Here is a 21421-nt window from a genome sequence, read left to right as displayed (position 1 = left end):
CCTGACTGCGGCCCATGGGCGCAGGGCTGATCCGGAGTCATGGGAAGCGATGTCTGTAACGGTAGATGGGGACAAAACGGAATTGGTTCCGGGGGCGCGGGGCACCCGGCTGACACGCGGGATGCCACGCGGCCCCCGCCCCGGGTCGGTTCCGCCGCTGATCGGCACGGCCTGTGCCCTCGTCGGTCTGCTCGACCTCGCCGCCGGGGTGTTCCCCGCCTTCCGGCACAGCTGGGCGCAGACGGCCGCCGCCGGAGTGCTCCCGGGCGTCACCGGGCCCTTCACGGCCGGTGGTCCCCTCGCCGCCGCGCTCCCGCTCGCCGCCGGGGCCCTGATGCTCTTCCTCGCCCACGGCCTCAAGCGCCGCAAGCACCGGGCCTGGCAGGCCGCGGTGGTGCTGCTGCCCGTCGAGGCGGCCGGGCAGTTCGCGTACCGGCACTCGGCCGTCGGCGTCCTTGCCTCCCTCGCCGTCCTCGCGCTGCTGCTCGCCCACCGGCGCGAGTTCTCCGCACTGCCCGATCCACGCGGCCGGCGGACCGCGCTCGCCGGCTTCGCCCTGACGGGCTCCGCGTCGATCGGCGTCGGCACGGCCGTCGTGGGCGGCCACCCGCGCGAGACACTCGGCGACCCCTCCCTCGCGGACCGGCTGGCGCACACCCTCCACGGGCTCCTCGGCTTCGAGGGACCCGTCGACCACACCGGGGCCGCCGCCTCGGCCGTGGGCGGCTCACTCGCCCTGCTCGGCCTGCTCACCGCCGTCGTCACACTCCATCTCGCGCTGCGGCCCGAGCGCCCGGCCGCCCGGCTCCCGAAGGACGACGAGCACCGGCTGCGCGATCTGCTCGCCCGGCACGGCGGCCGGGACTCGCTCGGCCACTTCGCGCTCCGCCGCGACCGGGGAGTGGTCTTCTCGCCCAGCGGCAAGGCGGCCGTCAGCTACCGCGTCGTCTCCGGGGTGATGCTCGCGGGCGGCGACCCGATAGGCGATGTGGAGGCCTGGCCCGGCGCGATCGAACGCTTCATGGCCGAGGCCGACGCGCACTCCTGGACGCCCGCCGTGATGGGCTGCTCCCGGACCGGCGGCGAGGTGTGGACCCGCGAGAGCGGCCTCGACGCGCTCGAACTGGGCGACGAGGCGGTGGTCGACGTCGCGGACTTCTCGCTCTCCGGACGCCCGATGCGCAATGTGCGCCAGATGGTGAACCGGATAGAGCGCGGCGGGTACACCACCCGGGTGCGCCGGGCCCACGACATCCCCGACGAGGAGCTGGCGGCGATCCGCCGGGCCGCCGAGGACTGGCGGGGCACCCCGACCGAGCGCGGCTTCTCCATGGCACTGGGGCGGATCGGCGACCCGGCGGACGGGGAGTCGGTGATCGCCACCGCGCACAAGACCGATCCCTCCTCGCCCCACGGGGACCTGAAGGCGATCATCCACTTCGTGCCGTGGGGCACGGACGGCATGTCCCTGGAGCTGATGCGGCGCGACCGCTCCGCCGACCCCGGCATGAACGAGCTGCTGATCGTCGCCGCGCTCCAGGCCTCGCCCGGACTGAAGGTCGAGCGGGTCTCCCTCAACTTCGCGATGTTCCGCGCCGCGCTCGCCCGCGGCGAGCGGATCGGCGCGGGCCCGGTGCTGCGGCTCTGGCGCGGACTGCTGATCTTCCTCTCCCGCTGGTTCCAGATCGAGTCCCTCTACAAGTTCAACGCCAAGTTCCGGCCACGGTGGGAGCCGCGATTCGTGGTCTTCCGCAACGTCCGCGACCTGCCCCGGGTCGGTTTCGCCGCACTGCGCGCCGAAGGCTTCATCACCCTCCCCCGCCCCCGCCCGCTCCCCGCCCGCCCCCACCGCCCCTGCGCCCACATCCGCCCGTACCCGCAGGAGAGCGCCCCGGGAGCGGTGCGTCCGGCCTGAGGACACGACCTAGTCTGGGGGTATGAGTACGTTGAGCGGGTTGCCGGAATGGGATCGCTGCGCGGTCATGGGGGTCGTCAATGTGACGCCCGATTCCTTCTCGGACGGCGGTCGCTGGTTCGACACCACCGCGGCCGTCAAGCGCGGTCTCGACCTGGTCGCCGACGGCGCGGACCTCATCGATGTGGGCGGCGAGTCCACCAGGCCCGGAGCGAGCCGGGTGGACGAGGAGGAGGAGCTGCGCCGGGTCGTCCCCGTGGTGCGCGGTCTCGCCGCCGAGGGGGTCACCGTCTCCGTCGACACCATGCGCGCCTCCGTCGCCGACCGGGCCGTCGCGGCGGGCGCGGCCCTGGTCAACGATGTCAGCGGCGGTCTCGCCGACCCCGCCATGGTCCCGGCCGTGGCCTCCGCCGGGGTTCCTTTCGTGGTGATGCACTGGCGCGGCTTCAGCCAGGACATGAACAGCAGGGCGGTGTACGGGGACGTCGTCGCCGAGGTCGTCGCCGAGCTGGCGGAGCGGATGGACGCGGTCGTCGCCGGCGGGATCGATCCGGAGCGGATCGTGATCGACCCCGGGCTCGGTTTCGCCAAGGACGCCCGCCACGATCTGGCCCTGGTCGCCCACATCCGCGACCTCCGGGCGCTGGGCCGCCCGCTGCTCGTCGCCGCCTCGCGCAAACGATTCCTCGGCCATGTGCTGGCCCTGGACGCCCGTGACGGCGCTCCGCCGCGCGCCAGGGAGCGGGACGCGGCCACCGCCGCCGTCTCCGCGATCGCCGCCCACGAGGGCGCGTGGGCGGTCCGCGTCCATGAGGTGCGGGCCACCGCCGACGCCGTCCGGATCGCGCACGCCGTCGAGGCCGCCCGGTGAGCCGTACCGACATCGAGCAGGTGGAGGACGCCAACACCACGTTCTACGAGACGATGGAGCGCGGCGACTTCGACGCCCTCCAGGCGCTCTGGCTGGACGACGACGTCTCCTGCGTCCATCCGGGGTGGCCGGTGCTCTCCGGGCGCGGCGAGGTGCTGCGCTCGTACGCGCTGATCATGGCGAACACGGAGTACATCCAGTTCTTCCTGACCGATGTACGGGTGAGCCTGGTCGGCGACACCGCCCTGGTGACCTGTACGGAGAACATCCTGAGCGGCGGGCCCGCCGAGGAGAGCGGGGAGCTGGGACCGCTGGTGGGCCAGCTGGTGGTGGCCACCAATGTGTTCCGCCGCACATCGCAGGGGTGGAAGATCTGGTCGCACCACGGGTCCCCGGTGCTCACGGAGACCGACGGCGACGAGACCCCGGACGAGGACTCCCCCGCCTAGGTCGTTTAAGAAACGACCTAGACGCTTCTGGTGGATCGGGGCCCCGCGAGCGGGCGGTGTCGGTGCTCGCAGGTAGATTCGAATGGGTACACGGGCCGTGGATCTCTGGATGTGTGGCTGTATGCCCGTCATGCCCGTCAAACGCATGCCCGTCAAACGTACGAGAGCAGGAGTGATTCGCGTGGATCGTGTCGCGCTGCGCGGCCTCAAGGCCCGCGGGCACCATGGCGTCTTCCCCAGGGAGCGCGAAGAGGGCCAGACCTTCATCGTGGACCTGGTGCTCAGCCTCGACACCCGCCCCGCCGCGGCCGACGACGACCTGGCGAAGACCGTCCACTACGGCGTGGTCGCGGAGGAGGTCGTCGCGGTCGTGGAGGGCGAGCCCGTCGACCTGATCGAGACCCTGGCGGAGCGGATCGCCCGGACCTGTCTCCGGCACGACGGCGTGCAGGAGGTCGAGGTGGTGGTGCACAAGCCGGACGCGCCGATCACCGTGCCCTTCGACGATGTGACCATCACGATCACCCGGAGCCGAGTATGAGCGACCCCACGGTTCAGCCCGTGCCCGCGTCCGTGGTCGAGCAGGTGGACGCGGCGGACATCACCCTCTCCAACCCGCACCGCGCCGTGATCTCCCTCGGCTCCAACCTGGGCAACCGCCTGGAGACGCTCCAGGGGGCCGTCGACGCCCTGGAGGACACCCCGGGGGTCCGGGTCAAGGCCGTCTCCCCGGTGTACGAGACGGAGCCCTGGGGCGTGGAGCCCGGCTCCCAGCCCTCGTACTTCAACGCGGTCGTGCTGCTGAGGACGACCCTGCCGCCCGATTCGCTGCTGGAGCGGGGCCAGGCCATCGAGGAGGCCTACGACCGGGTGCGGGACGAGCGCTGGGCCCCGCGCACGATCGATGTGGACATCGTGGCGTACGCGGAGATCGTCTCGGACGACCCGGTGCTCACCCTCCCCCACCCCCGGGCGCACGAGCGGGCCTTCGTGCTCGCCCCGTGGCACGACGTGGACCCGGAGGCCGAGCTGACGGGCCGCGGCCCGGTGGCGGAGCTGCTGGAGGCCGTGGGCCGCTCCGGTGTGCTTCTCCGGCCCGATCTGGAACTCCGTCTGCCGGAGTAGTCGTTAGGCTCTGGGGTGGCACTGTGACGGAAGGACGGCTCTCTCGGTGAAGCAACTACGGGTCGGTGTGCTGGCCGGTCTCTTCGCCGGGGCGGGCCTGCTGTCGTGGGCCGCCGCGCGGCTGTGGGACTCGTTCGGCTCGCTGCCGAGCGTGCCGCTCGCCGCCCCCATCGTGCTGGCCGCGATCGCGGCGGTCCTGGCGGCGACGGCCCTGTCCCTGCGGACCCGGCTGAAGGCCCAGCGGGAGCGCCGCGCGGGGGCCAAGGGCGTGGAGCCGCTGATGGCGGCGCGAGCGGTGGTCTTCGGCCAGGCGAGCGCCCTGGTGGCCGCGCTGGTGAGCGGAATGTACGGCGGTGTGGGCGTGTTCCTGCTGGGTTCGCTGGACGTCCCGGCCCGCCGGGAGCAGGCGATCCTCGCGGGCTTCTCGGTGCTGGCGGGGGCCGCGGTGATCGCCGCCGCGTTCTTCCTGGAGCGGGTCTGCCGCCTCCCGGAGGACACCGACACGCCCCGCGGCACCGGCCCCGCCCGCGCCTGAGCGGGGCGGGCGGGGCCGGTGCCGCGGGGCGTCCCGGAGCCGGTCAGCGGGCCATGATCAGGCTCATGGCCTCATTGCGGGTGGCGGCGTGGCGCAGCTGGCCGCGCACGGCCGAGGTGATGGTCTTCGCGCCGGGCTTGCGCACCCCTCGCATGGTCATGCACATGTGCTCGCACTCGACCACGACGATCACACCGCGCGGCTCCAGGATCTCCATCAGCGAGTCGGCTATCTGTGTGGTCAGCCGCTCCTGCACCTGGGGCCGGCGGGCGTAGACGTCCACCAGCCGGGCCAGCTTCGACAGGCCGGTGATCTTTCCGTCCGAGGACGGGATGTAGCCGACGTGGGCGACCCCGACGAAGGGGACGAGGTGGTGCTCGCAGGAGCTCATGACCTCGATGTCCTTCACCAGGACCATCTCGTCGTGCCCGAGGTCGAACGTCGTCGTCAGCACGTCCTCCGGCCGCTGCCAGAGCCCGGCGAATATCTCCTTGTACGCCCGCGCCACGCGTGCGGGGGTCTCCCTGAGCCCTTCGCGGTCCGGGTCCTCCCCGACCGCGATGAGGAGTTCCCGGACGGCGTTCTCGGCCCGCTTCTCGTCGAACTCACCGATCGTGCCTTCGCCGTCCAACGTCACCGGGTCGGTCATCTGTGCCTCGCTCCTCTTGCTCTGTGCTGCGGCCGGACGAAGGTCATACGAATGCCGCGTCCCCCCAGGCTAAAACCTGGGGGGACGCGGCATTCATTCCGGGCCCGTGCGACCGATCGGGTCACGGGCCGAATGCTCAGCTCTCCGGACGCTCCTCCGGCACCGACTCCACGCCGGGGACCGATTCCACCGGCTGCGAGCCGTTGGCACCGGTGGCACCGTTGGCGCCGTTGGTCAGCGCCAGCTCCTTCGGCGAGAGCACCGGAGGACGGGTGGAGGGCGTACGCCGGGAGGAACCGGTCCACGCCGGACGGGCCGGGCGCTTCACGATCGGGGCGAAGACCTCGGCGATCTGCTCCTTGCCGAGGGTCTCCTTCTCCAGCAGTTCGAGAACGAGGTTGTCGAGCACGTCGCGGTTCTCGACCAGGATTTCCCAGGCCTCGTTGTGCGCGGTCTCGATGAGCTTCTTGACCTCTTCGTCCACCAGCGCGGCGACCTCTTCCGAGTAGTCGCGCTGATGTCCCATCTCGCGGCCGAGGAAGGGCTCGGAGTTGTCCCCGCCGAACTTGATCGCACCGAGACGCTCGGTCATGCCGTACTGGGTGACCATCGCGCGGGCCGTGGTGGTGGCCTTCTCGATGTCGTTGGAGGCACCGGTGGTCGGGTCGTGGAAGACCAGTTCCTCGGCGGCGCGCCCGCCCAGCATGTAGGCGAGCTGGTCGAGCATCTCGTTGCGCGTGGTCGAGTACTTGTCCTCGTCCGGGAGCACCATCGTGTAACCGAGGGCCCGGCCGCGGGACAGGATGGTGATCTTGTGGACCGGGTCGGAGTTCGGCAGAGCCGCCGCGACCAGGGCGTGGCCGCCCTCGTGGTACGCGGTGATCTTCTTTTCCTTGTCCGACATGATCCGGGTCCGCTTCTGCGGTCCCGCAACCACCCGGTCGATCGCCTCGTCCAGCGAGTGGTTGTCGATGAGCTTCTTGTCCCCGCGCGCGGTGAGCAGCGCGGCTTCGTTCAGCACATTGGACAGGTCCGCACCGGTGAAGCCGGGCGTGCGCCGGGCGACCGCGCCCAGGTCGACGTCCGGGGCGACCGGCTTGCCCTTCTGGTGAACCTTGAGGATCTCCAGACGGCCCTGCATGTCCGGGCGGTCGACCGCGATCTGGCGGTCGAAGCGGCCCGGGCGCAGCAGCGCCGGGTCGAGGATGTCGGGCCGGTTGGTGGCGGCGATCAGGATGACGCCGCCCTTCACGTCGAAGCCGTCCATCTCGACCAGCAGCTGGTTGAGGGTCTGCTCGCGCTCGTCGTGACCGCCGCCGAGGCCCGCGCCGCGGTGCCGGCCGACGGCGTCGATCTCGTCGACGAAGACGATCGCCGGAGCGTTCGCCTTGGCCTGCTCGAAGAGGTCGCGCACCCGGGAGGCGCCGACGCCGACGAACATCTCCACGAAGTCGGAGCCGGAGATCGAGTAGAAGGGGACGCCGGCCTCGCCGGCGACGGCGCGCGCCAGCAGCGTCTTGCCGGTGCCGGGCGGGCCGTACAGCAGCACACCCTTGGGGATCTTGGCGCCGACGGCCTGGAACTTCGCCGGCTCCTGGAGGAACTCCTTGATCTCGTGGAGCTCCTCGACAGCCTCGTCGGACCCGGCCACATCGGCGAAGGTCGTCTTGGGGGTGTCCTTGGTGATCAGCTTGGCCTTGGACTTCCCGAAGTTCATCACCCGGGAGCCGCCGCCCTGCATCTGATTCATCAGAAACAGGAAGACCAGCACGATCAGTACGAAGGGCAGCAGGGAGAGCAGCACCGAGATGAACGGGCTCTGCTTCGAGGGCGAGACGGTGTATCCCTTGGAGATGTCACCGGCCTCGTACTTGTCCTGAAGCTTCTCGGCGAGGGCGGAGCCCTGGGTGCCGATGTAGCTCGCCTGGATCTTGCCGCTGCCCTTGATCTTGTGGTCGCCCTTGAGGTCGACCTTGATGATCTGTTCGTCGCCGGTGGTCAGCTTGACCGAGTCGACCTGGTTCTTGTCGATCGCCTGGACGACCTGGCCGGTGTCCACTGTCTTGTAGCCGCCCGACGAGCCGACGACCTGCATCAACACGACCACGGCGAGGACGGCCAGCACGATCCACATGACCGGCCCACGGAAGTATCGCTTCACGTCCATCCATACGGGGCGGTGTCGCCCCGTCCCTCCTGCCCGTAGGTAAATGCTGCTGTGAGAAAAGACTGTTCTTCGGACGGTACCCCAGCATCGCTGCCGTGACCGCACGCCGGGGACGGCAAACCCGTCCTCCCACGGTCCAACGGCGAATCGGGGGTCTTGGTTCCCGGTGCGCGCCCGGGAGCCGGATCAGCCGCCGTAGACGTGCGGGGCGAGGGTGCCGACGAAGGGCAGGTTGCGGTACTTCTCCGCATAGTCCAGCCCATAGCCGACGACGAACTCGTTGGGGATGTCGAAGCCGACCCACTTCACGTCGAGCGCGACCTTCGCGGCGTCCGGCTTGCGCAGGAGGGTGCACACCTCGATCGAGGCGGGCTCGCGCGAGCCGAGGTTGGACAGCAGCCACGAGAGCGTGAGCCCCGAGTCGATGATGTCCTCGACGATCAGGACGTGCTTGCCCTTGATGTCGGTGTCGAGGTCCTTGAGGATCCGCACCACGCCGGAGGACTGGGTGCCCGCGCCGTAGGAGGACACCGCCATCCAGTCCATGGTGACGGGGCTGGAGAGGGCACGGGCGAGGTCCGCCATGACCATCACCGCGCCCTTGAGGACACCGACGAGGAGGAGTTCCTTGCCCGCGTACTCCGCGTCGATCTTCGCGGCCAGCTCGGCCAGCTTCGCGTCGATCTCTTCCTTGGTGATGAGCACCGACTGAAGGTCGGTGCCCATGTCCTTCTCGTTCACGCGGTCGCTTTCTCTCTTCGCCGGGGTCCGGTACGCGTCCCCGGTCCGGCAGGAGTTGCCGGGGCCCGGGGGCCGGGGGTCCGGGCGCCCGTCAGGGGCTCCCGGGTGACCTCAGCCGCCGTGTTCGTGCCGCGGCTGCGTCAGCCTTGCCGGATGACAAGTCTGCCACTCTGCCGACGTGCCTCGACGCGGCCGGGCAGGTTGATCGTCCCCTGCCCCCGCCAGCCGGTGATCAGACGGTCCACTTCCTCCACATGGCGGGCGAAGAGGGAGCCCGCCGGCGCGCCCGCGTCGATGACCGCCCGGCGCAGCACCCGGCGGCGCACGGCGGGCGGCAGCGCGTACAGCTTGGCGCACTCCAGCTGTCCGCTGTCGTCGCGCACGGAGGCGTCCGCGTCGGCGGCCCAGGTGTCCAGGGCGTCGGCGTCGTCGCGGGAGAGCTGGGCGGTACGGGCGAGGGCTTCGACGACCCCCTTGCCCAGGGCCTTCTCCAGGGCGGGCAGCCCCTCGTGGCGCAGCCGGGAGCGGGTGTAGGCCGGGTCGGCGTTGTGGGGGTCGTCCCAGACGGGCAGGGACTGGACCATGCACGCCTTGCGGGCGGTCTGCCGGTCGAGCTGGAGGAAGGGGCGGCGGTAGCGGTCGTGCCGCCCCGAGACGGCGGCCATGCCGGAGAGGGAGCGGATGCCGGAGCCCCTGGCGAGTCCCAGCAGGACGGTTTCCGCCTGGTCGTCGCGGGTGTGGCCGAGCAGCACGGCCGCCGCGCCGTGCCGCTCGGCGGCGGCGTCCAGGGCGGCGTAGCGCGCGTCGCGGGCGGCGGCCTCGGGGCCGCCGTCGCGGCCGACGCGGACGGTGATGGCCTCGACGGGGTCGAGGCCCATGGCGGTGAGGCGGCCGGCGACTTCGGCGGCCCGGAGGTCGGAGCCGTGCTGGAGGCCGTGGTCGACGGTGATGCCGCCGGCGCGGACGGAGAGCTTGCGGGCCTCGAAGGCGAGGGCGGAGGCGAGCGCCATGGAGTCGGCGCCTCCGGAGCAGGCCACCAGGACCACGGGGGAGGGGGTGGCGGGCCCGGCGGCGGAGGCCGCGGCGGCGCAGGCGGGGGTGGCCGACTGCCGCAGTCGTGCGATCCGGTCGGCGGGCGGGGCCGTGGCGGCCCGGTCGGGCTGAGAGGTGGTGCGTTCGGTCTGGGGGACGGCGCGTTCGGTCAGGACGTCGTGGAGTACGCGGCGGACCGCCAGGCGTATCGCCGCGACCGCAGGATGGGGACCCATGTCCGGTGCCCTTCATGGAGAGGTTGGGGGGTGAGCCTCGGTTCGGAGTCGGAGCGGAGGTTCGGTCGACGTTCTCTGAGTGACCGAACCGCTGATTCGGTCACGGAGAGTGCGTTGATGGTGACAGAACCGAGCCGTTCCCCGAGCATCGCACGCCTGCCTACGGCCCCAGGGTCCCTCGGACGGGTGATGCTGTGCCCCCGAGGGGGTGTCCCCCGGCCCTCCCGAGGGCGCGCGTCCGTACGGTGTTCACGAATCCGCTCTGCGGTGCACCCGCGCGACCCAGTCCGCCGGTTTGGCGATCTCCGCCTTGGTCGGGAGGGTGTTGGGCGAGGTCCAGACCCGGTTGAAGCCGTCCATTCCCACCTCTTCCACCACGGCGCGGACGAATCGCTCGCCGTCGCGGTACTGCCGGAGCTTGGCGTCGAGTCCCAGCAGCTTGCGCAGCGCCAGGTCCAGCCGGCTCGCGCCGCGCGCCCTGCGCTGCTGGAACTTCTCGCGGATCTCGGCGACGGAGGGCACCACCTCGGGGCCGACGCCGTCCATCACGAAGTCGGCGTGGCCCTCCAGGAGGGACATCACGGCGGTGAGCCGGCCGAGGATCTCGCGCTGGGCGGGGGTCTGGACCAGCTCCACGATGGAGCGTCCGCCCTCGTCCTCCTCGCCCTCCGGGCGGGCCCCGGCCAGCGACTGGGCCGCCTCGCGCAGCCGCTCCAGGACGGTCATCGGGTCGACGTCGGTCTCGCCGAGGAATGACTGGATCTCGCCCTGGAGGTGGTCGCGGAGCCAGGGCACCCCGGTGAACTGGGTGCGGTGGGTCTCCTCGTGCAGACAGACCCAGAGGCGGAAGTCGTGCGGGTCGACCTCCAGCTCACGCTCCACATGGACGATGTTGGGCGCGACCAGCAGCAGCCGGCCGCCGCCGTCGGCCCCGGCCGGCAGCTCACGGGTGGCGGGGGCGAAGGTCTCGTACTGTCCGAGCACCCGGGAGGCGAGGAAGGAGAGCAGCATGCCCAGCTCGACGCCGGTGACCTTGCCGCCGACGGCTCCGAGCATCGCGCCCGTGGTGCCGCCGGCCCTGCGGTCCTGCATCTTCTCCAGCAGCGGCTTGAGCAGCTCCCGGAAGCCCGCCACATTCGCCTTGACCCAGCCGGCCCGGTCCACGACCAGGACGGGGGTGTCCTCGGGGGCGTGGCTCTCCGGGATCATGCGGGTGAAGCCGCGCACATGCTCCTCGGACGCCTTGGCGTGCCGCCGCAGCTCGGCGACGATCGCGCGCGCCTCGTCCTTGCTCACCTCGGGTCCTGGCCGCACGAGGCGGGTCGCGGTCGCCACCGCGAGATTCCAGTCGACCATCTCGGCACCACCGATGCTCGTCATGCGTCAACCGTACGTGGTGCTCCCGCGCGGCGGTGAGGTGTTGGGCCCCGGCCGCGGGGCCCGCGGTCCGGGGTCCGGGGCCCAAAGGGGCCGGTGTCAGGAGACCAGCGCGCCCGCCAGTGCGTCCAGCGCGTCCTGGGCCTCGTCCCGCGAGGCGGTCCGGCCCGCGAGGAAGGCGAAGGCGAGGAGGCGGCCGTCGGGGGCGGCCACCGTGCCGGAGAGCGCGTTCACCCCGGTCAGGGTGCCGGTCTTGGCGCGGATCAGCCCCGAGCCCGGGTCGCCCTCCTCGTAGCGGGTGCGCAGGGTGCCGGTGAACCCGGCGACCGGGAGGCCGGTCAGCACCGGGCGCAGCTCCGGGCGGGCCGGTTCGGCCGCGCGGGCCAGCAGGGCGGTGAGCAGCCCGGCGGAGACCCGGCTCTTGCGGTCGAGTCCGCTGCCGTCGGCGAACCGCGCCCCGGCCAGCGGGAGCCGCAGCCGGGACAGCTGCGCGCGCACGGCCCGGCCGCCGCCCGCGAAGTCCGCCTTCTCGCCGAGCGCCAGGGCGGTCTGCCGGGCGAGGGACTCGGCGAGGTCGTTGTCGCTGTCCGTCAGCATCCGTTCGGCCAGCGCGGCGAGCGGCTCGGACAGGACCTTGGCGAGGGGCCGCGCTCCGGCGGCGGGATGGCCGGGGGCGGGCGGGCCGTCGATCCGCACCCCGCGCCGCTCGAGCATCCGGGCGAAGGCGCGGGCCGCCTCGCCCGCGGGGTCGTGGGCGCGTTCCGCGTACCCGGTGGAGTCGGCGTCGATCCGGCCCTGGTCGACCATGAGCGCGGTGACCGGGGCGATGTTCCCGTTCCTCCCGATGGGGTGCAGGGGGCCGCCCGCGTAGAGGGAGGTGTCGTGGCGCAGTTGTACGGAGGTGAGTCCGCGCGTCTTGAGGGCGCGCGCGGTGCGGTCGGCGAGGAGCCGCAGCCCGGCGGCGTCCAGGCTCGCGTCACCGCCGCCGACCAGGGTGAGCCGGTCTTCGGCCGCGACGACGGAGGTGGGGATGCGGTGGTCGGGGCCGAGCGCGGTGAGCGCGGCCGCCGCGGTGGCGATCTTGATCGTGGAGGCCGGGGGCATCGCCCTGTCCGCGCCCTCGCCGTAGAGCCGGCGGCCGGTGGAGACATCGATCACGGAGGCGGTACGGAGCGGGCCGAGGCCGGGGGCGTCGAAGAGCGGCCGGAGCTTCTCGCCCAGCTCCCCGGGCTTGGCGTCGGCGGCTTTGGAGGCGGGCCGTCCGCCGAGCGGATCGAGCACCCCGGGAGCGCTGGGCGCGGGGGCCGGACGCCCTGGACCTGGGGCTTTGCGGTCGATGTCGGTCTCGGTGCCGGTCTTCGCCACGGCCCGTTCCCGCTCGGCCTCGCGCTGTCCGGATTCCCAGGGTCCGGCGGCTGCCACGGCCCCGGCGGCGATGGCCAGCCCCAGCGCCGTCGCCCCCGCCGCGAGCTGCCACGTCCTGATCACCGGCACCTCGCACCAGCCCCTTTCGCGATCACACACCTGCGTGAGGGACACTTAATCACCAGAACTGCGTCTTGCCGTGTGCACGGCACCCCGGTCAGCACCCGGTCGGCACCAGCGACCACACGGCTGGGGGTCCGGGGAGTCTTCACCGGAAGGGCACAGCACGACCGGATATTTGTGTTGATCATGGAGGAGCCACACGTGGAGTTCGACGTCACCATCGAGATCCCGAAGGGTTCGCGTAACAAGTACGAAGTGGACCACGAGACGGGTCGCATCCGTCTGGACCGTCGACTCTTCACCTCGACCAGCTACCCGGCCGACTACGGCTTCGTCGAGAACACCCTCGGCGAGGACGGCGACCCGCTGGACGCGCTGGTCATCCTGGACGAGCCGACTTTCCCTGGCTGCCTCATCAAGTGCCGTGCCATCGGCATGTTCCGGATGACGGACGAGGCGGGCGGCGACGACAAGCTGCTCTGCGTGCCGGCCTCGGACCCGCGCGTCGAGCACCTGCGGGACATTCACCACGTCTCGGAGTTCGACCGCCTGGAGATCCAGCACTTCTTCGAGGTCTACAAGGACCTGGAGCCCGGCAAGTCCGTCGAGGGCGCGAACTGGGTCGGCCGCACCGAGGCCGAGGCCGAGATCGAGGCCTCCTACAAGCGTCTGGAGGCGCAGGGCGGCGCTCACTGACGCCCTGACAGCGACGTCGTCGCGGGCGGGACACCTTCGGGTGTCCCGCCCGCGGTGCGTTTCCCCCCGGCCGTCCGTTACCCCGCGCCGGACCGGGCAGAAGATCCCGGAGTCGTACGTCGGCATGTCCACGCACATACTGAGCGCGGACACCGGCGGAACAAGAGGGAGCGAGGGCGGCACGTGGTGGCGGAACCGGAGGTTCCGGAGGACCGGGACCCGAAGGACCGGAAGCGCTCGAAGGACTCGGACGGCGCACCGGGCCCCGACGTCCCCAAAAGCCCCAGAGCCGCCATGGGCCCGGTGGTCGTGCCCGCCGCCGAAGACCGCAAACCGCACTCCGACGAGGCGCACAGCGCCTTCGCCCCACCGCCGGGAGTCGCTCCGCCGGAGCCCCCGGAGGAGGACCAGCCCACCTCGGAATTCAGCCTTCCGCCGGGGACGGCGGCCCCGGAGGCCCCCGCCGAGCAGCAGGAAGGTTCCGCCTTCGCGACGCCGAGCACCTACAGCTTCCGCCACTCGCCGCCCGTCTTCACCCCCTCGCACGGGATCCCGGCGGTCCGGCTGACCACGGACGCCCCCTGGCAGGACCGGATGCGGGCCATGCTGCGGATGCCGGTGGGCGAGCGCCCGGTGCCGGAGATCGTGCAGAAGCAGGACGAGGGCGGCCCGGCCGTGCCCCGCGTACTCGACCTCACCCTGCGCATCGGCGAGCTGCTGCTCGCGGGCGGCGAGGGGGCCGAGGACGTCGAGGCGGCGATGTTCGCCATCTCGCGCAGTTACGGACTCGACCGCTGCGAGCCGACCGTCACCTTCACCCTGCTCTCCATCACGTACCAGCCCTCGCTGGTGGACGACCCGGTGACGGCGAACCGGACGGTGCGCCGCCGGGGCACCGACTACAACCGGCTGGCGGCGGTCTACCGGCTGGTCCACGACATCAGCGACCAGGACACCGAGGTCTCCCTGGAGGAGGCCTACCGCCGGCTGGCGGAGATCCGCCGGAACCGGCACCCCTACCCCGGCTGGGCGCTCACGATCGCGGGCGGGCTGCTGGCCGGTTCGGCCTCGGTGCTGGTCGGCGGCGATCTGCTGGTCTTCCTCGCGGCGGCGGTCAGCGCCATGCTCGGCGACCGGCTGGCCTGGCTCTTCGCGGGGCGGGGACTGCCCGAGTTCTACCAGTTCGTCGCCGCCGCGATGCCGCCCGCCGCGATGGGCGTGGCGCTCACCCTCTCCCCGCTCGACGTCCGCGCCTCCGCGGTGATCACCGGTGGGCTGTTCGCGCTGATCCCGGGGCGGGCCCTGGTCGCGGGCGTCCAGGACGGGCTGACCGGCTTCTACATCACCGCGGCGGCCCGGCTGCTCGAAGTCGGCTATCTGATCGTCGGCATCGTCGTCGGCGTGCTGGTGGTGCTCTATCTGGGCATCGCGCTGGGCGCGGTCCTCACCCCGGAGACCGCCCTCCACGCGGTGGAGCGCCCCGAGGTCCAGCTGCTGGCGGCGATGGGGCTCTCCCTCTGCTTCGCGGTCCTGCTCCAGCAGGAGCGGGACACCGTGTGGCTGGTGACGCTGAACGGCGGGGTCGGCTGGGTGGTGTACGGGGTGCTCGCGAACACCTCGGACGTGCCGCCGGTCGCGGCGACGGCGGCGGCGGCCGGGCTGGTGGGCCTCTTCGGGCAGATGCTCTCGCGGTACCGCTTCGCCTCGGCGCTGCCGTACGTCACCGCGGCCATCGGGCCGCTGCTGCCGGGCAGCGCGACCTACTTCGGGCTGCTGGCGATCGCCCGCGGCGATCTCAACGCGGGGCTCGCCTCGCTCTCCAAGGCGGCCGCCCTGGCGCTGGCCATCGCCATCGGGGTGAACCTCGGCAGCGAGATGTCCCGTCTCTTCCTCCGGGTGCCCGGCGGCGCGGTCCGCTCCTCCGAGCCCCGTCGCGCGGCGAAGCGGACCCGCGGCTTCTAAGAAGCGGGCGGGGTGCGGGCGGGCTCCTCCTTCCGGCCCCCGGCGGCGCGGGCCCGCAGCAGCTCGACGGCGATCGGGAGCACCGAGAGCAGCACGATGAGGATGAGGACCTTCTCGATGTGCCGGTGGACCAGATCGATCCCGCCGAGGCCCGCGCCGAGGAGGGTGACCCCGGCCCCCCAGAGCACTCCGCCGATGATGTTGAAGATGACGAACGAGCGGTAGTTCATCCGGCTGACGCCCGCCACGACCGGGGTGAAGGTCCGTACGACGGGGACGAAGCGCGCCAGGACGAGCGACTTGGGGCCGTACTTCTCGAAGAAGTCGTGGGCCTTCTCCACGTTCTCCTGCTTGAAGAGACGGGAGTCGGGCCGTTTGAAGAGCGCCGGGCCGACCTTGCGGCCGAAGAGATAGCCGACCTGGTCGCCGACGACGGCCGCCGCCACGATGAGGGAGCACACCGCCCACAGCGGCAGCTCGTCCAGCTTTCCGGTGGTCACCAGCAGGCCGGTGGTGAAGAGCAGCGAGTCGCCCGGCAGGAAGAACCCGATCAGCAGGCCGGACTCGGCGAAGACGATCACCAGGACCCCGATGAGGCCGAAGGTGCCGATGAGCCGGTCCGGGTCGAGCCAGTCCGGTCCGAGCGCGAGGGTGGTCACGAGGTCCGTGCTCCAGGGTCAGGGGTCGGTTCGACCGGCGGTCGGGGCGGCGCGGGAATCGCCCCGGGACCTCAGAATGCACCGCCCGCGGCGCGCCGGGACGGAGCCGCCCTGCCGGGGCCCCCGAAAGAAGCGGGCGGAGAAGGGCGTCGGGGCCCCCGACGCCCCTCCGGTCCGGGTGTACGGGAGTTGACGCCGGGCCCCGGCGCCCCGCCCGCCGGGGTCACCCCTCCGGCGGGGTCTCTTCGCCGGGCAGGCTCCGGTAGCGGCGGTCCGCGTAGAGCAGCGGCCCGCCGGGACCGGTGCCGTCCGGCAGCCGTACGCGGGTGACCTCGGCGATGACCAGCGTGTGGTCGGCGACCTGGACGTGCTCCGCCGTACGGCAGGTCAGCACGGCGAGACTGCCCTCCAGTTCCGGTCCCGCGCCGTCGGCCGACGGGCGCGGGCGCAGTCCGGCGAACTCCTCCTCGCCGGGCTCGCGCCGCCCGGTGAAGCGGTCGGCGAGCGGGCGCTGGCCGTCCGCGAGGACATTGACCGTGAAGCCGCCGGTCCGCTCCACGGCGGCGAGGGTGCGGCTGCCCCGCTTGAGGGAGATCAGCAGGGTGGGCGGGTCGAGGGAGACCGAGAGCAGCGAGTTGACCGTCATTCCGTGCGGGCCCCGGGGCCCCTCGGTGGTGACGACCGCGACCCCGGTCGTCCAGCGGCGCATGGCGTCGCGGAACTCCTCCGCCCCCGGCGGACGGCCGGTGTCGAGGCCGCCGGAACCGGTTACCACGAGGGGGCCTTCGGCGCCGGCCCGGCGAGCGCCGGGAAGTGCGGGACGACCTCTTCGCCCAGCTGGGCGACGACCTCGGCGGCCGGCCTGCGGCCGTGCTGGACGCCGAGCGCGCCGTGGTTGACCCCGGCCTCCTTCCAGCGGGCCAGGAGTTCGAGCAGCCCCTCGGTGCCGGTGCGCAGCACGAATCCGCCGCGCAGCGGGGTCGGCCGGTGCCGGGGGTCCTCGACGAGGTCGATCCACTCATTGGTGGCGACCGGGCGGAACCCGTCCCCGGGGACCAGCCGCCGCCAGTCCGCGATCTTGCGGCCGAGCGCCTTGGGGCCCTCGGGGCCGGCGGTCGCCATCGGGTAGATCAGCCGCCCGTCCGCGTGCTGGGCGATCCACTCCGGCGACTGCTGGGAGGAGCCGGTGACCAGCAGGGGTATCGCCCCGTGCACCGGCTTGGGCAGCAGATCGGTGCCCTGGAGCCGCGCCTTGGGCCCCGCGGTCCCGAGCAGTTCCCGGAAGGCCTCGACCGTCTCGCGGTACCGGGCTCCGCGCGTCGCGTGCTCGACGCCGTACGAGGGGAACTCGGCCGGGCGGTCGCCGGAGGCCACCCCGAGCACCAGCCGGCCGCCGCTGAGGTGGTCCAGCGACGCCGCCTGCTTGGCCAGGTCGATGGGGTGACGGAGGGGGAGGATGACGCTGCCGGTGGCGAGGGCGATCCGGGAGGTGTGCGCGGCGAGCCAGGTCAGCGCCGACCAGGGGTCGTACACCTGCCCGACGTCGCCGAAGGTGGGGTCGGCGAGGGGGACGTCACGGACCCAGACCGCGGCGAATCCCGAGCGGTCGGCCCCCTGGACGACCTCGGTGTGGCCCCGCATCCCGTCCATCGTGCCCGCGTACGGCCGCAGCGGCAGGAACAGGCCCACGGTCAGCTCGCCGGGGGCGAACATCCGGGCGTATCCGGGGTGACCGGCCCAGGGGCCCGGCGCTGGTGTTGTCATGGCTACCGCTCACTTCTCTGGTTGGAACGTTCAGTCCAGACTATAACCAGGATTGGACCGAACGTTCCAACCAGTAGGATGGGGCCATGAGAGCCAGCGAAGTCAGGGAAGCCGGGGCGACCGCGGAGGCCGGGGAAGCCGGGAGAACCGCTCCGCGCCGGTCCGGCGGGCGCTCCGACGCGGCGGACACCCGCTGCCGGATCATCGAGGCCACGGCCGCGCTGCTCCAGCGGCAGGGGTACGAGAGCACCTCGGTCAAGGCCATCGCCGGGGCGGCGAACGCCTCGCCCAGCTCCGTCTACCACTTCTTCCCCGGGGGCAAGCAGGAGCTGGCGATCGAGGCGATGCGCCACGGCGCGGCCGAGTTCGGCGAGCTGATCGCCGAGGGCCTCGCCAGCTCCCCCGACCCGGCCGAGGCCACCGCCGCCTGCGCCCTGCTGCTGGCCGACACCCTCCGGGAGTCGGACTGGACCGACGGCTGCCCGGTCGCGGTCACCGCGCTGGAGACCGTCGGCCGGGTCCCCGGCCTCCAGGAGGCCGCGACCGAGGCGCTGACCCACTGGCGGGGCCTGGTCGCCGCCAAGCTCCGGGAGAGCGGCATCGAACCGGCCGCGGCCCGCTCCCTGGCCGGCACGGTCATCAGCATGCTGGAGGGGGCCGAGCTGCTGAGCCGGGTGGGCGGCGACGACACCCCGCTGCGGGACGCGGCCGTGCATCTCGCCCAGCTCGTCCGGGCCTCGCCCCGGGGCTGAGAACCGGGGAGCCGGGGCGGGAGCGCGGCGGGGCTCGCGTTGCGGCCGGTGCGCGCCCGTACGAGCCTGGGATCCGGGGTGCTTTCACCCCGTACGCGGAAAGGCGCGGAAAGGCGGCGAGTGCGCATGCCACTCCACCAGGGCGCGAACCAGCCGTCCGAACACGCCCGCGAGCGGCGCAGGCTCTCCCTCAACCCGTTCTACGGGGAGGCGGATCCCGTCAGCGGGATGACGGCCGCGCCGCCCACGCACCGGCTGCCGGACGGGCCGCTGCCGCCGATGACCGCGTACCGGCTGGTCCATGACGAGCTGATGCTCGACGGCAACTCGCGGCTGAATCTCGCCACCTTCGTGACCACCTGGATGGAGCCGCAGGCCGGGGTGCTCATGTCCGAGTGCCGCGACAAGAACATGATCGACAAGGATGAGTACCCGCGCACCGCCGAGCTGGAGCGGCGGTGCGTGGCGATGCTCGCCGATCTGTGGAACGCGCCCGATCCGTCGGCCGCCGTGGGCTGTTCCACCACCGGTTCGAGCGAGGCGTGCATGCTGGCGGGGATGGCCCTCAAGCGCCGCTGGGCGGCGCGGAACGCCGGCCGCTATCCGGCGACCGCGCGGCCCAATCTGGTCATGGGCGTCAATGTGCAGGTGTGCTGGGACAAGTTCTGCAACTTCTGGGAGGTCGAGGCCCGCCAGGTGCCGATGGAGGGCGACCGCTTCCATCTGGACCCCCGGGCCGCGGCCGAGCTGTGCGACGAGAACACCATCGGCGTCGTCACCGTGCTGGGCTCGACCTTCGACGGGTCCTACGAGCCGGTCGCCGAGGTCTGCGCGGCTCTCGACCATCTCCAGGAGCGCACCGGGCTCGATGTCCCGGTCCATGTGGACGGGGCCTCGGGCGCGATGGTCGCGCCCTTCGTGGACGAGGATCTCGTGTGGGACTTCCGGCTGCCCCGGGTCGCCTCGATCAACACCTCGGGGCACAAGTACGGGCTGGTGTATCCGGGGGTGGGGTGGGCGCTGTGGCGTTCCTCGGCCGAGCTGCCGGAGGAGCTGGTCTTCCGGGTCAACTACCTGGGCGGCGACATGCCCACCTTCGCCCTGAACTTCTCCCGCCCGGGGGCGCAGGTGGTGGCGCAGTACTACACCTTCCTGCGGCTGGGCCGTGAGGGTTACCGGGCCGTCCAGCAGACCGCCCGGGACATCGCCATGGCACTGGCCGGCAAATTCGCCGCGCTGGAGGAGTTCCGGCTGCTCACCCGGGGCGACGAGCTGCCGGTCTTCGCCCTGACCACCGCCGAGGGCGTGACGGCCTTCGACGTCTTCGACGTCTCGCGCCGGCTGCGGGAGCGCGGCTGGCTGGTCCCCGCGTACACCTTCCCGGCGAACCGCACGGATCTCTCGGTGCTGCGCGTGGTCTGCCGGAACGGCTTCTCGGCGGATCTGGGCGATCTGCTGATGGAGGATCTGGGGCAGCTGCTGCCGGAGCTGCGCCGCCAGCAGTGCCCCCTGGGCACCGACACGGCGACGGCCACCGCCTTCCACCACTGACCGGGCGGCCACCACCGGCCGCCCGGCCGGATCACTCCTCGTCCCCGGTGTGCGGCACCCCGGTGGCGTAGGGGTTGCGCTCGCCCTCGGCGAGCACCTGGACCGAGCGCTCCCCCTCGCCGGCGAAGACATAGGCCCCGCCCTCGATCCGCTCGATCAGGCCGAGCGTCCACCGCGCGCCGAAGTCGGCCGAGGAGACCCACAGATTCATGATCTCGCCGATGTGGCCGAGCGATTCCGGGCCCGACTCGGGGGTGTAGTAGTCGGTCACCGAGGAGCGCCACTCCGTCATGCCGCGCACCCGCTCCCGCAGCAGTCCGACCGCCTCGGACCGTTCGAGGTCGACGATGAAGCCGACCCCGGCCGACAGGACGTCCATCTTCTGGTCGTACGCGGTCAGGGCCTCCCTCAGCAGCCGCAGATACTCCTCGCCGCCCTGTTCCGTCAGCTCGTACTCGGTGCGCGGCGGACCGCCGGCCGTGGAGGGCCCGACCTCGTGGGCGCGCAGCAGCCCTTGCTTCGCCATCTGTTTCAGCGCGTGGTAGATCGAGCCCGGTTTGGCGTTCGACCACTCGTGCGCGCCCCAGAACTCCAGGTCGTTGCGGACCTGGTAGCCGTGCGCCCGCCCGTGCTGGCGGACGGCCCCGAGGACCAGCAGACGGATCGCTGACATTGGCCGGATTCCCCCTCTACTCAACTAATCAACTTTGCCCAGTCTATTCAATCTTGACTAGCCTATGCCCATGACCGAGAAGACCATTCCACTCCTTCCCTGCCGGACGGAGCTGCTCCAGCCGGTGCTCGACTTCTACACGGCCCTGGGCTTCAAAACGACCTTCCAGCAGAAGAGCCCCTACGCCTACGCGGTGGTCGAGCGCGGCGAGGTGGAACTCCAGTTCCTCGGCATGAAGGAGTACGACCCGGCCGGGTCCTACTCCGGCTGCTACATCACCACCGAGCGGGTGGACGAGCTGCACGAGACCTTCCGGGCCGGGCTGAAGGCCGCGTACGGAAAGGTCCCCGCCCGGGGGCTGCCGCGCATCGGGCCGCTCAAGGACATGTCCTACGGGATGCGGCAGTTCCTGATGACGGACCCGACGGGCACCTCCGTCCGGGTCGGGCAGGCGATCAGCGAGGACCAGAGCCACCGGCCCGCGCCCAAGGGCACCTTCGCCCGCGCCCTGCACATGGCGGACCTCTACGCGGACTCCAAGGAGGACCTGCCGGGGGCCGCGAAGATCATCGACCGGGTGCTGCGGCTGACGGACGAGCGCCCGACCCCCGTACAGCTGCTGCGGCTGCTCGTGCTGCGCGGCGACATCGCGCAGCGGCTCGGCGACACGGAGACGGCGGCGCGGCTGCTGGAGCGCGCCGCCGGGGGCGAGCTGACCGAGGAGGAGCGCGATTCGGTACGGGACACCCTGGCCAGGCTCGCGGAGCTGAGGGCCTGAG

Annotated in this window: 21 protein-coding genes; 11 read left to right on the top strand and 10 right to left on the bottom strand. The window is 72.1% G+C overall.

Annotated elements, in window-relative coordinates:
* Positions 1 to 49 precede the first annotated feature (49 nt).
* The 6 genes from ABD371_RS30780 (at position 50) to ABD371_RS30755 (ending at position 4895) form a co-directional block, all read left to right on the top strand.
* Positions 50 to 1915, top strand: coding sequence for a phosphatidylglycerol lysyltransferase domain-containing protein (locus ABD371_RS30780; RefSeq protein WP_344484184.1), 1866 nt, complete (start codon positions 50 to 52; stop codon positions 1913 to 1915).
* A 22-nt stretch (positions 1916 to 1937) separates the two neighbouring features.
* Positions 1938 to 2786 (top strand): dihydropteroate synthase, encoded by an 849-nt coding sequence (folP, locus tag ABD371_RS30775; protein WP_344484182.1) that lies wholly within the window; start codon positions 1938 to 1940, stop codon positions 2784 to 2786.
* Positions 2783 to 3235, top strand: coding sequence for a nuclear transport factor 2 family protein (locus tag ABD371_RS30770; protein ID WP_344484179.1), 453 nt, complete (start codon positions 2783 to 2785; stop codon positions 3233 to 3235). The genes folP and ABD371_RS30770 overlap by 4 nt, the downstream gene beginning before the upstream one ends.
* A 181-nt stretch (positions 3236 to 3416) precedes the next feature.
* On the top strand, positions 3417 to 3776 hold the full coding sequence (gene folB, locus ABD371_RS30765; protein WP_344484176.1) for a dihydroneopterin aldolase: 360 nt from the start codon (positions 3417 to 3419) through the stop codon (positions 3774 to 3776).
* The gene (folK, locus tag ABD371_RS30760) at positions 3773 to 4360 is read left to right on the top strand and encodes a 2-amino-4-hydroxy-6-hydroxymethyldihydropteridine diphosphokinase (protein WP_344484173.1); all 588 of its coding nucleotides are present in this window, start codon (positions 3773 to 3775) and stop codon (positions 4358 to 4360) included. Before folB ends, folK begins: the two co-directional genes overlap by 4 nt.
* Before the next feature lie 46 nt (positions 4361 to 4406).
* The gene (locus ABD371_RS30755) at positions 4407 to 4895 is read left to right on the top strand and encodes a DUF3180 domain-containing protein (RefSeq protein ID WP_344484170.1); all 489 of its coding nucleotides are present in this window, start codon (positions 4407 to 4409) and stop codon (positions 4893 to 4895) included.
* Positions 4896 to 4938: 43 nt separating this feature from the next.
* On the opposite strand, the gene folE is transcribed toward ABD371_RS30755, so the two are convergent.
* The 6 genes from folE to dacB form a co-directional block, all read right to left on the bottom strand.
* Positions 4939 to 5544 (bottom strand): GTP cyclohydrolase I FolE, encoded by a 606-nt coding sequence (folE, locus tag ABD371_RS30750; RefSeq protein WP_344484168.1) that lies wholly within the window; start codon positions 5542 to 5544, stop codon positions 4939 to 4941.
* A gap of 136 nt (positions 5545 to 5680) precedes the next feature.
* Positions 5681 to 7711 carry an ATP-dependent zinc metalloprotease FtsH gene (ftsH, locus tag ABD371_RS30745; RefSeq protein ID WP_344484166.1) on the bottom strand — a complete coding sequence of 677 codons (2031 nt, stop codon included), beginning with the start codon at positions 7709 to 7711 and terminating at the stop codon, positions 5681 to 5683.
* 186 nt (positions 7712 to 7897) lie between these two features.
* Positions 7898 to 8437 (bottom strand): hypoxanthine phosphoribosyltransferase, encoded by a 540-nt coding sequence (hpt, locus tag ABD371_RS30740; protein WP_190121355.1) that lies wholly within the window; start codon positions 8435 to 8437, stop codon positions 7898 to 7900.
* Positions 8438 to 8592: 155 nt separating this feature from the next.
* Positions 8593 to 9720, bottom strand: a complete 1128-nt coding sequence (gene tilS / locus ABD371_RS30735) for a tRNA lysidine(34) synthetase TilS (protein ID WP_344484164.1) — start codon at positions 9718 to 9720, stop codon at positions 8593 to 8595.
* A gap of 249 nt (positions 9721 to 9969) precedes the next feature.
* The gene (locus tag ABD371_RS30730; protein WP_344484161.1) at positions 9970 to 11100 is read right to left on the bottom strand and encodes a zinc-dependent metalloprotease; all 1131 of its coding nucleotides are present in this window, start codon (positions 11098 to 11100) and stop codon (positions 9970 to 9972) included.
* Positions 11101 to 11196: 96 nt separating this feature from the next.
* Positions 11197 to 12591, bottom strand: coding sequence for a D-alanyl-D-alanine carboxypeptidase/D-alanyl-D-alanine endopeptidase (gene dacB, locus ABD371_RS30725; protein ID WP_344484158.1), 1395 nt, complete (start codon positions 12589 to 12591; stop codon positions 11197 to 11199).
* Between the two features lie 195 nt (positions 12592 to 12786).
* On the opposite strand from dacB, the gene ABD371_RS30720 reads away from it, so the two are divergent.
* Positions 12787 to 13281 (top strand): inorganic diphosphatase, encoded by a 495-nt coding sequence (locus tag ABD371_RS30720; RefSeq protein ID WP_108151010.1) that lies wholly within the window; start codon positions 12787 to 12789, stop codon positions 13279 to 13281.
* Positions 13282 to 13575: 294 nt separating this feature from the next.
* The gene (locus ABD371_RS30715) at positions 13576 to 15243 is read left to right on the top strand and encodes a threonine/serine exporter family protein (RefSeq protein WP_344484318.1); all 1668 of its coding nucleotides are present in this window, start codon (positions 13576 to 13578) and stop codon (positions 15241 to 15243) included.
* Here ABD371_RS30715 and ABD371_RS30710 read toward each other — a convergent pair.
* The 3 genes from ABD371_RS30710 to ABD371_RS30700 form a co-directional block, all read right to left on the bottom strand.
* Positions 15240 to 15902: a DedA family protein gene (locus ABD371_RS30710; RefSeq protein WP_344484155.1), complete on the bottom strand. Its 663-nt coding sequence runs from the start codon at positions 15900 to 15902 to the stop codon at positions 15240 to 15242. The two genes, ABD371_RS30715 and ABD371_RS30710, sit on opposite strands and share 4 nt — an antisense overlap.
* A gap of 223 nt (positions 15903 to 16125) precedes the next feature.
* Positions 16126 to 16677: a flavin reductase family protein gene (locus tag ABD371_RS30705; RefSeq protein WP_344484152.1), complete on the bottom strand. Its 552-nt coding sequence runs from the start codon at positions 16675 to 16677 to the stop codon at positions 16126 to 16128.
* Entirely contained in the window at positions 16671 to 17666 is a 996-nt protein-coding gene (locus ABD371_RS30700; RefSeq protein WP_344484149.1) for an LLM class oxidoreductase, read from the bottom strand. The genes ABD371_RS30705 and ABD371_RS30700 overlap by 7 nt, the downstream gene beginning before the upstream one ends.
* Positions 17667 to 17752: 86 nt before the next feature.
* On the opposite strand from ABD371_RS30700, the gene ABD371_RS30695 reads away from it, so the two are divergent.
* Together ABD371_RS30695 and gad are read left to right on the top strand one after the other, a co-directional pair.
* A complete protein-coding gene (locus ABD371_RS30695) occupies positions 17753 to 18418 on the top strand; it encodes a TetR/AcrR family transcriptional regulator (protein ID WP_344484146.1) in 666 nt (221 codons plus the stop codon).
* A gap of 126 nt (positions 18419 to 18544) precedes the next feature.
* On the top strand, positions 18545 to 19969 hold the full coding sequence (gene gad / locus ABD371_RS30690; RefSeq protein WP_344484143.1) for a glutamate decarboxylase: 1425 nt from the start codon (positions 18545 to 18547) through the stop codon (positions 19967 to 19969).
* Positions 19970 to 20000: 31 nt separating this feature from the next.
* Here gad and ABD371_RS30685 read toward each other — a convergent pair whose 3' ends face one another.
* On the bottom strand, positions 20001 to 20642 hold the full coding sequence (locus tag ABD371_RS30685; RefSeq protein ID WP_344484140.1) for a PadR family transcriptional regulator: 642 nt from the start codon (positions 20640 to 20642) through the stop codon (positions 20001 to 20003).
* Between the two features lie 70 nt (positions 20643 to 20712).
* Between ABD371_RS30685 and ABD371_RS30680 the strand changes: the two genes are divergently transcribed.
* A complete protein-coding gene (locus ABD371_RS30680) occupies positions 20713 to 21420 on the top strand; it encodes a bleomycin resistance protein (RefSeq protein WP_344484138.1) in 708 nt (235 codons plus the stop codon).
* The last annotated feature ends 1 nt before the right edge of the window (position 21421 follow it).

It is taken from the genome of Streptomyces amakusaensis (assembly GCF_039532665.1).
GTDB classification, from domain to species: Bacteria; Actinomycetota; Actinomycetes; order Streptomycetales; family Streptomycetaceae; genus Streptomyces; species Streptomyces amakusaensis.
Note: the sequence above shows the minus strand (reverse complement) of the source record. Positions and strands in the feature narration are given on the sequence as shown.